Origin of the sequence: Pseudomonas sp. BF-RE-21, from assembly GCF_019947305.1 — a bacterium.
GTDB classification, from domain to species: Bacteria; Pseudomonadota; Gammaproteobacteria; order Pseudomonadales; family Pseudomonadaceae; genus Aquipseudomonas; species Aquipseudomonas migulae.
Genome location: NZ_JAGYGF010000002.1, coordinates 328,307 through 337,585, shown reverse-complemented (window position 1 = coordinate 337,585; position 9,279 = coordinate 328,307). Strand labels below are relative to the sequence as shown.

The 9,279-nt window shown below is 57.5% G+C and carries 7 protein-coding genes; 5 read left to right on the top strand and 2 right to left on the bottom strand.

Translation table 11 applies throughout. The annotated features are described in order from the left end of the window. Nucleotides 1-560 precede the first annotated feature (560 nt). Nucleotides 561-1,781 (bottom strand): CaiB/BaiF CoA transferase family protein, encoded by a 1,221-nt coding sequence (locus KGB25_RS03175; protein ID WP_008044652.1) that lies wholly within the window; start codon nucleotides 1,779-1,781, stop codon nucleotides 561-563. A gap of 13 nt (nucleotides 1,782-1,794) precedes the next feature. Next, nucleotides 1,795-2,976 (bottom strand): acyl-CoA dehydrogenase, encoded by a 1,182-nt coding sequence (locus KGB25_RS03170; RefSeq protein ID WP_008027768.1) that lies wholly within the window; start codon nucleotides 2,974-2,976, stop codon nucleotides 1,795-1,797. A gap of 158 nt (nucleotides 2,977-3,134) precedes the next feature. Between KGB25_RS03170 and KGB25_RS03165 the strand changes: the two genes are divergently transcribed. From KGB25_RS03165 to KGB25_RS03145, 5 genes are all read left to right on the top strand, one after another. Further along, nucleotides 3,135-4,034: a LysR family transcriptional regulator gene (locus tag KGB25_RS03165; protein ID WP_008044654.1), complete on the top strand. Its 900-nt coding sequence runs from the start codon at nucleotides 3,135-3,137 to the stop codon at nucleotides 4,032-4,034. Between the two features lie 435 nt (nucleotides 4,035-4,469). Next, complete coding sequence (locus KGB25_RS03160) at nucleotides 4,470-5,591, top strand: Re/Si-specific NAD(P)(+) transhydrogenase subunit alpha (protein ID WP_008027764.1); 1,122 nt, start codon at nucleotides 4,470-4,472, stop codon at nucleotides 5,589-5,591. 15 nt (nucleotides 5,592-5,606) lie between these two features. Then, nucleotides 5,607-5,930 (top strand): NAD(P) transhydrogenase subunit alpha, encoded by a 324-nt coding sequence (locus tag KGB25_RS03155; RefSeq protein WP_003187010.1) that lies wholly within the window; start codon nucleotides 5,607-5,609, stop codon nucleotides 5,928-5,930. Then, nucleotides 5,930-7,363 carry an NAD(P)(+) transhydrogenase (Re/Si-specific) subunit beta gene (locus KGB25_RS03150; protein ID WP_192228098.1) on the top strand — a complete coding sequence of 478 codons (1,434 nt, stop codon included), beginning with the start codon at nucleotides 5,930-5,932 and terminating at the stop codon, nucleotides 7,361-7,363. The genes KGB25_RS03155 and KGB25_RS03150 overlap by 1 nt, the downstream gene beginning before the upstream one ends. Before the next feature lie 180 nt (nucleotides 7,364-7,543). Then, nucleotides 7,544-9,037 (top strand): acetyl-CoA hydrolase/transferase family protein, encoded by a 1,494-nt coding sequence (locus KGB25_RS03145; RefSeq protein ID WP_008027760.1) that lies wholly within the window; start codon nucleotides 7,544-7,546, stop codon nucleotides 9,035-9,037. Nucleotides 9,038-9,279: the final 242 nt, after the last annotated feature.

Genomic DNA, 9,279 nt, shown 5'->3' with positions numbered 1-9,279 from the left:
GTGATGCTGATAATCTTGTTGACTATCAGTCTGACTCCACAAGCACCCACACGAATTGCTTGATTCAGTTGTTAAAGAGCGGTTGGTTAAGATCTTTCGTCTCAACCGAGGCGCGCATTCTACAGCGTCCTCTGTATCTGTCAAGCGGTTATTTTCAGAAGTTTTCAAAGTTTCCTTTGCAACTTCAACCACTTGCGCTTCCGATCTCTCGTTAGCGGGAGGCGAATTCTACAGCGTTACTCGCTGCTGTCAACACCTCTTTTTCTCCGCTTTCGACCGAGAAGATCGAACCGTCAAAAGAGCCACACAACACCGCTCTTTCAACTCCTTCTGGGCTTCGATGACCTGAAGCAACTCGCTGTCGAAAACTGCGTAACTCTTTGTTTACCAAGGAGTTTTCCGTTTCGACTGCGCCGGAAGTGGGGCGAATTATAGACTTCCAGAATCTGCCGTCAACCCCTAATTTAGCCTTTCTATCAATAACTTGCAGAAAGCCTGAAAACAGCGCGCCTCCCTCTATATAGAAGAGCAAAACCACGCCCTCTATATAGAAGGATTCCTCAAAGCACTCCAGCGTCCTTTAATGCAGTCACCGCACAAGCGTCCAGGCCCAACACCCGCTGCAGCACCGCCATCGTATGCTCGCCCAGTAAAGGAGGCGCATTGCGGTACTCCACCGGAGTCTCGGACAGACGAATCGGGCTCGCCACCTGCGGCACTATCCCTGCCAAGGCGTGAGGCAGCTCAATCGCCAAACCGCGCGCCTTTACCTGAGGGTCGGCAAACACCTGAGCCAGATCATTGATCGGACCACACGGTACGCCTGCCCGCTCCAACTGCGACACCCACTCAGCAGTGGTCTTGAACACCGTAGCCTGGCGAATCAACGGAATCAGCACCGCACGGTTCGCCACCCGCAGCTTGTTGGTGGCAAAACGCGGATCATCCGCCCACTGCGGCTGCCCGGCCACTTCCGCAAACTTGCGGAACTGCCCGTCATTACCCACCGTAAGGATGAAATCGCCGTCTGCTGTAGGAAAGTCCTGATACGGCACGATGTTCGGATGTGCATTACCCAGCCGCTTCGGCGCATTGCCTGTCGTCAGGTAGTTCATCGCCTGGTTAGCCAGACACGCCACCTGGACATCCAGCAACGCCATATCGATATGTTGACCACCACCGTCATGATCCCGATGCGCAAGCGCTGCGAGAATCGCCACAGTCGAGTAAAGCCCGGTCAAAATGTCCGTCAGCGCCACGCCGACTTTCACCGGCCCGGCACCATCATCACCTTCTGGTCGCCCCGTCAGACTCATCAGGCCGCCCAAGCCCTGGATCATGAAGTCATAACCCGCGCGCTTGGCGTAAGGACCCGTCTGACCAAATCCGGTGATCGAGCAGTAGATCAGATTCGGATTGGCCTCTTTGAGCGACTCATAATCCAATCCATAAGCTGCCAGACCACCGACCTTGAAGTTCTCGATCAGGATGTCTGACTTCGCCGCCAGCTCACGCACCAACTTCTGCCCCTCCGGGCGAGTGAAGTCGATGGTCACCGATTGCTTGTTGCGATTGGCCGACAAGTAATAGGCGGCCTCGCTGGTGTTCTCGCCATAGGCGTCCTTCAGAAAAGGAGGCCCCCAGGCGCGCGTGTCATCGCCATTGCCCGGACGCTCGACCTTGATCACCTCGGCGCCAAGGTCCGCCAGTATCTGACCGGACCACGGCCCGGCCAGCACCCGCGACAAATCCAGTACCCGTAGATGCGAAAGCGCGCCCATGGCCGTTCTCCTATTAATAGAACGCCTGGAGGCCAGTCTGCGCACGACCAAGGATCAGCGCGTGGACGTCATGCGTACCTTCATAGGTATTCACCACTTCCAGGTTGACCAAGTGACGCGCCACGCCGAATTCATCGGAGATACCGTTACCACCCAACATGTCACGCGCCATACGAGCAATGTCCAGGGACTTCCCGCAAGAGTTGCGCTTCATCATCGACGTGATTTCGACCGCAGCGGTGCCTTCATCTTTCATACGACCCAGGCGCAGACAGCCTTGCAGAGCCAAGGTGATTTCGGTCTGCATGTCAGCCAGTTTCTTCTGGATCAATTGAGTAGCAGCCAATGGACGACCGAACTGCTGACGATCCAGGGTGTATTGACGAGCGGTGTGCCAGCAGAACTCGGCCGCGCCCAGCGCCCCCCAGGAAATGCCATAACGTGCCGAGTTCAGGCAAGTAAACGGGCCTTTCAAACCACGGACGTCAGGGAAGATGTTCTCTTCAGGGACAAACACGTTGTCCATGACGATCTCACCAGTGATGGATGCACGCAGCCCCACTTTGCCGTGAATGGCCGGCGCGCTCAGGCCTTTCCAGCCTTTCTCCAGAACGAAGCCACGGATGTCGCCCTCGTCGTCCTTGCCCCAGACCACGAATACATCGGCGATCGGGCTGTTGGTGATCCACATCTTGCTGCCGGTCAGGCTGTAGCCGCCTTCCACTTTGCGTGCACGGGTAATCATCGCGCCCGGGTCGGAACCGTGGTTAGGCTCGGTCAGACCGAAACAGCCAATCCACTCGCCCGAGGCCAGTTTCGGCAGATACTTCTGCTTCTGGGCCTCAGTACCGAATTCATTGATCGGCACCATCACCAAAGAGGACTGCACGCTCATCATCGAGCGATAACCCGAATCGACGCGCTCAACTTCACGAGCAATCAGACCGTAGCTGACATAGTTCAGACCGCTGCCGCCATATTGCTCAGGGATAGTTGCACCCAGCAGGCCGACTTCACCCATTTCACGAAAGATCGCCGGGTCGGTCTTTTCATGACGGAAAGCTTCAAGAACACGTGGCGCGAGCTTCTGCTGAGCGAATTGCTCGGCAGTGTCGCGAATCATGCGCTCTTCTTCGGTGAGCTGTTGATCCAGCAGCAGGGGATCGATCCAGTTGAAGCTAGCTTTACCGCCCATGAGTGTGTCCTCTCGAATCGGGTCAAATAACGTGGACTGATCCTAGGCCGGGTTCGGCATTACCACAAACGAGGATTTTGCATACTGTTGTGCTAATTTCTCACTCCGAAACATCGCGAAGCAGTTTTTTGCACGATGTATTAGTGAGGTTGACGTACATGCGCAGGAAGATCCCCAGCACAACCGCCTTGGTCAGCTTTGAAGCAGCGGCACGTCACGAGAGCTTTACCAAGGCAGCCCAGGAACTTTCCCTCACTCAGGGAGCGATCTGCCGACAGATCGCCAGCCTTGAGGAGTTCTTGAGTGTGGAATTGTTCCGACGCTCGCGACGCGGAGTGAAGCTGACAGAAGCCGGACTTTCCTACAGCCGTCGGGTAGCAACACAGCTGGACGCCGTAGAGCGCGACACCCTGTCAGTGATGGGCCAGCAGGGTACCAACGTGATTGAACTGGCGGTCGTACCAACCTTCGGCACCCAATGGCTGCTGCCAAGACTCAAGGACTTCCAGCAAAAACATCCGGAAGTGACGGTCAACCTTACTAACCGCACACGCCCGTTCCTGTTTGCCGACACAGACTTCGATGCCGCCATTTACTTTGGCGATGCGGACTGGTCAGGCACTGAATCCCACAGGCTGATGGGCGAAAATCCCATGCCTGTGTGCAGCCCCAACCTACTGGGCAAAAGGACAGGTCTCACACCCGCTGAAATCGCCGAACTGCCCTTGCTGCAACAGACCACCCGCCCCTATGCCTGGCGCCAATGGTTCAACTCGCAAAACCTTAATATCCCGCGCGACATGACAGGGCCGCGCTACGAGCTATTCTCCATGCTTGCCCAAGCGGCGATGCATGACATGGGGATCGCCTTGATCCCGCCGTTCCTGATTCAGCGCGAACTGGCGGAGAAGCGCCTGGTGATCGCCAACGCTCAGGCGCTGTCCAGCATCAAGGCGTATTACCTGATGATTCCTGATCGAAAGGTCGAATCTGCATCTTTGAAGGCATTTCGCGACTGGCTGGTAAATCAGGCACAAAGCTACAGCCTAGAAGGATAAAGGCTCTGCGCTATTAGCTGACCCCGTAGTCAATAAACTGAAAGCCCTACAGATATAAGTATTTGTCGCATATTCGCAGACTGTACCTAGAAGCTGTACAAACGTCCCACAAGCGCCTGAAAACGTGGCCTTGAGCCGCTATTGGATGGCAATAACGCTGCATTCACCGTACCGATGTGTAATTTCTTGAATTTTGGCGAAAAACCTTACAAGGCACGGCCTGCAAGGGATTGAAGCGGTTGGTTGCGACATTCGGTCACGGGGTGACTTGTAGTTAATTTTCCGTCACCCGTCATAATCCCTTGAAGGGCACAAAGTTCGCCTGCAAAATGCCGCGCCCCGCCCTGATTTGGCGGGATCGTGCTGATCGGCCGCCCCAGCCGCACCATCCGAAGTGCCTGGGTTTACTCAATAAGATCACGCAGGAGATTTGACGTGCACATTGGTGTTCCTCTCGAAACCCAGACGGGTGAAACACGGGTTGCTGCAACCCCGGAAACCATCAAGAAGCTGATCGGCCAGGGTCATAAGGTCACTGTGCAAAGCGGCGCCGGCATTAACGCCAGCGTTGTCGACAGTGCTTATGAAGCGGCAGGCGCAACCATTGGCAGCGCCAACGATGCGTTTGGTGCCGAGCTGATTCTCAAGGTGGTCGCACCCAGCGACAGCGAACTCGCTCTGATCAAGAGCGGCACCGTTGTGGTGGGCATGCTCAACCCGTTCAGCAATGAAACCATCGCCAAACTGGCCGAGTGCGGAATCACCGCGTTTGCGCTGGAAGCCGCGCCACGCACCTCCCGCGCCCAGAGCCTGGATGTGCTGTCTTCGCAAGCCAACATCGCCGGCTATAAAGCCGTGTTGCTGGCCGCTCACCATTACCCTCGCTTCATGCCGATGCTGATGACCGCTGCGGGCACCGTGAAAGCGGCACGCGTACTGATTCTTGGCGCCGGGGTAGCCGGTTTGCAGGCGATCGCTACGGCGAAACGTCTGGGTGCGGTGATTGAGGCGTCTGATGTGCGACCTGCGGTTAAAGAGCAGATCGAATCCCTCGGTGCCAAATTCGTCGACGTGCCTTATGAGACCGATGAAGAGCGCGAATGCGCCGTCGGTGTCGGCGGTTACGCACGTCCAATGCCGGCGAGCTGGATGCAGCGTCAGGCCCTGGCCGTGCACGAGCGCGCCAAGCAGGCTGACATTGTCATCACCACGGCTCTGATTCCGGGCCGCAAGGCACCGACGCTGTTGAGCGCGGAAACCGTGGCGCAGATGAAGCCAGGCTCGGTGGTCATCGACCTCGCCGCAGCCCAGGGCGGCAACTGCCCGCTGACCGTAGCCGATCAGGTTGTGGTCGAGAATGGCGTGACCATTTGCGGTCCTACCAATCTGGCCGGCGCGGTCGCGGCAGACGCTTCGGCCCTGTACGCACGCAACCTGCTGGACTTCCTGAAGCTGGTCTTCAACAAAGAAGGCCAGTTCGAAGTGAACCTAGAAGACGACATCGTCGCCGCGTGCCTGATGTGCCGCGACGGCCAAGTCATCCGCAAAAACGCCTAAGCAGGGATTCAGACGATGGAAGAGCTTATCTCCCCCGGTATCTACAACCTGATCATCTTCGTGCTGGCGATTTATGTCGGTTATCACGTGGTCTGGAACGTTACACCCGCGCTGCACACGCCGTTGATGGCGGTCACCAACGCCATTTCGGCGATCGTGATCGTCGGCGCCATGCTCGCCGCGGCGCTGACCGTTACGCCACTGGGCAAAACCATGGGCACGCTGGCCGTGGCCCTGGCGGCAGTGAACGTATTCGGTGGCTTCCTGGTGACCCGCAGGATGCTTGAGATGTTCAAGAAAAAAGCCCCGAAAGCCGTAAAAGAAGAGGCGCCTAAGTAATGAGCATGAACCTCGTAACGACGCTCTACTTGATCGCGTCCATCTGCTTCATCCAGGCCCTGAAAGGCCTGTCGCACCCGACCACGTCGCGTCGCGGCAACCTGTACGGCATGCTCGGCATGGCCTTGGCGATCCTCACCACCGTAGGCCTCATCTATAAGCTGGGCGCTGAGCTGGCCACCGCCGGTATCGGTTACGTCATCGTCGGCCTGTTGGTCGGCGGCACCGCCGGCTCGATCATGGCCAAGCGCGTTGAAATGACCAAGATGCCGGAACTGGTCGCCTTCATGCACAGCATGATCGGTATGGCCGCGGTGTTCATCGCGATCGCCGCTGTTGTTGAGCCGCAATCGCTGGGCATCGTCAAGCAATTGGGTGATTCGATTCCTGCGGGCAACCGTCTGGAGCTGTTCCTGGGTGCTGCCATCGGTGCAATCACCTTCTCCGGTTCGGTGATCGCGTTCGGCAAGCTCTCGGGCAAGTACAAGTTCCGCCTGTTCCAGGGTGCACCGGTACAGTTCGGCGGCCAGCACAAGCTGAACCTGCTGCTGGGTCTGGCGACACTCGCGCTGGGCGTCACCTTCATGCTGACCGGCAACCTCAGTGCCTTCGCGCTGATGCTGGTGCTGGCCTTCGTGATGGGCGTCCTGATCATCATCCCGATTGGTGGCGCAGACATGCCGGTTGTGGTGTCGATGCTTAACAGTTACTCCGGTTGGGCAGCAGCGGGTATCGGCTTCTCACTGAACAACTCGATGCTGATCATCGCGGGCTCGCTGGTGGGTTCGTCCGGTGCGATCCTCTCGTACATCATGTGCAAGGCGATGAACCGTTCCTTCTTCAATGTACTGCTCGGTGGTTTCGGCAATACGGCCGATGCCGGCCCGGCTGGCGCCAAGGAAGCCCGCCCGGTGAAATCCGGTTCGGCCGACGACGCGACCTTCCTGCTGACCAACGCCGATACCGTGATCATCGTTCCAGGCTACGGCCTGGCGGTAGCACGGGCGCAGCACGCACTGAAAGAGCTGACCGAGAAGCTGAGCCATCGTGGCGTGACCGTGAAATACGCGATCCACCCGGTGGCGGGTCGTATGCCTGGTCACATGAACGTACTGCTGGCCGAGGCTGAAGTGCCTTACGACCAGGTGTTCGAGATGGAAGACATCAACTCCGAGTTCGGTCAGGCCGACGTGGTGCTGGTGCTCGGCGCCAACGACGTGGTCAACCCGGCGGCGAAGAACGATCCAAAATCGCCGATTGCCGGGATGCCGATTCTCGAAGCATTCAAGGCCAAGACGATCATCGTCAACAAGCGTTCGATGGCCAGCGGTTATGCCGGCCTGGACAACGAACTGTTCTACCTCGACAAAACCATGATGGTCTTCGGCGACGCCAAGAAAGTCATCGAGGACATGGTCAAAGCCGTCGAGTAAAAGCTGCTCCAGCGCAATACCCAAAACCTCAGCCTTTAGTAGGCTGGGGTTTTTTTATTCCCCGTGAAACCCGACCAAAGGCTCTAAATCAGGGGTCTGCATTCGACCATGGTAGCGGGAGGATTTTTTTTGAAATCACTAGACTGCACACCTTGCTTCCGTTGCCCGAGATAACAATCCATGTACCGTGATCGTATTCGCTTGCCTTCGTTGTTGGATAAGGTGATGAGCGCCGCTGACGCTGCCGCTCTGATTGAGGACGGCATGACCGTCGGCATGAGTGGTTTCACGCGCGCCGGCGAAGCCAAAGCCGTGCCTCACGCATTGGCCGAACGTGCCAAAGTCACCCCGCTGAAAATCACGCTGATGACCGGCGCCAGCCTGGGCAACGACCTTGATAAACAGCTCACCGAAGCCGGCGTCCTGTCGCGACGCATGCCGTTCCAGGTCGACAGCACATTGCGCAAGGCGATCAACGCCGGCGAAGTGATGTTTATTGACCAGCATCTTTCAGAAACCGTGGAGTCGCTGCGCAACCAGCAGCTGAAACTGCCGGACATCGCCGTCATCGAGGCCGTGGCGATCACTGAGCAAGGCCACATCGTGCCGACCACTTCGGTGGGCAACTCGGCCAGCTTCGCGATTTTCGCCAAACAGGTGATCGTCGAGATCAACCTGGCGCATAACCCGAACCTCGAGGGTTTGCACGACATCTATATCCCGACGTATCGCCCGACCCGCACGCCGATTCCGCTGGTGAAGGTCGACGATCGCATTGGCAGCACCGCCATTCCGATCCCGCCTGAAAAGATCGTCGCGATCGTCATCACCAATCAGTCCGACTCGCCGTCGACGGTGCTGCCACCAGACGTTGATACCCAGGCCATTGCCGACCACCTGATCGACTTCTTCAAGCAGGAAGTGGCGGCTGGGCGCATGACTAACAAGCTCGGCCCATTGCAGGCCGGCATCGGCACCATTGCCAACTCGGTGATGTGCGGACTGATCGATTCTCCGTTCGAAGACCTGACCATGTATTCCGAGGTGCTGCAGGACTCGACCTTCGACCTGATCGACGCCGGCAAGCTGAGCTTTGCGTCTGGTAGTTCGATCACCTTGTCGAGCCGCCGCAACGCTGATGTGTTCGGCAACCTGGAGCGTTACAAGGACAAGCTGGTCCTGCGTCCGCAGGAAATCTCCAACCACCCGGAAGTGGTGCGCCGCCTTGGGATCATCGGCATCAACACTGCGCTGGAGTTCGACCTGTACGGCAACGTCAACTCTACCCACGTCTGCGGCACGCGAATGATGAACGGCATCGGTGGCTCGGGCGACTTCGCGCGCAACGCGCACCTGGCGATCTTCGTCACCAAGTCGATTGCCAAGGGCGGCGCGATCTCCAGCGTGGTGCCGATGGTCAGCCACGTCGATCACACGGAACATGACGTCGACATCCTCGTGACCGAGGTCGGTCTGGCGGACTTGCGCGGGCTGGCACCGCGGGAGCGGGCTCGCGTCATCATCGATAATTGCGTACACCCGGACTATCGCCAGGCGCTGGATGACTACTTCACCGCCGCTTGCGCCATCGGCGGGCACACGCCACATATCTTGCGAGACGCCCTGAGCTGGCACATCAACCTGGAAGAAACCGGTCGAATGCTGACGGTGTAATTGATACAGATAGCCGCTGTCGCAAACACAGTTTCGACAGCGGACTATTGCCAGGCAGAAATGTGTTTAAAACTGTACTGCTGTACTGGTCATTTCCTACCGTAACGCCCTACCTTTTCGACCCGAATCACCAAAAACGCACCATAACAGTGCTGATAGGTACAGTTGCCTCAATTTAGACCAGTACACCACCCTTTAACAGTTAACTGGTCCCTCACAATACAGGTGAACTGTATCTAGAG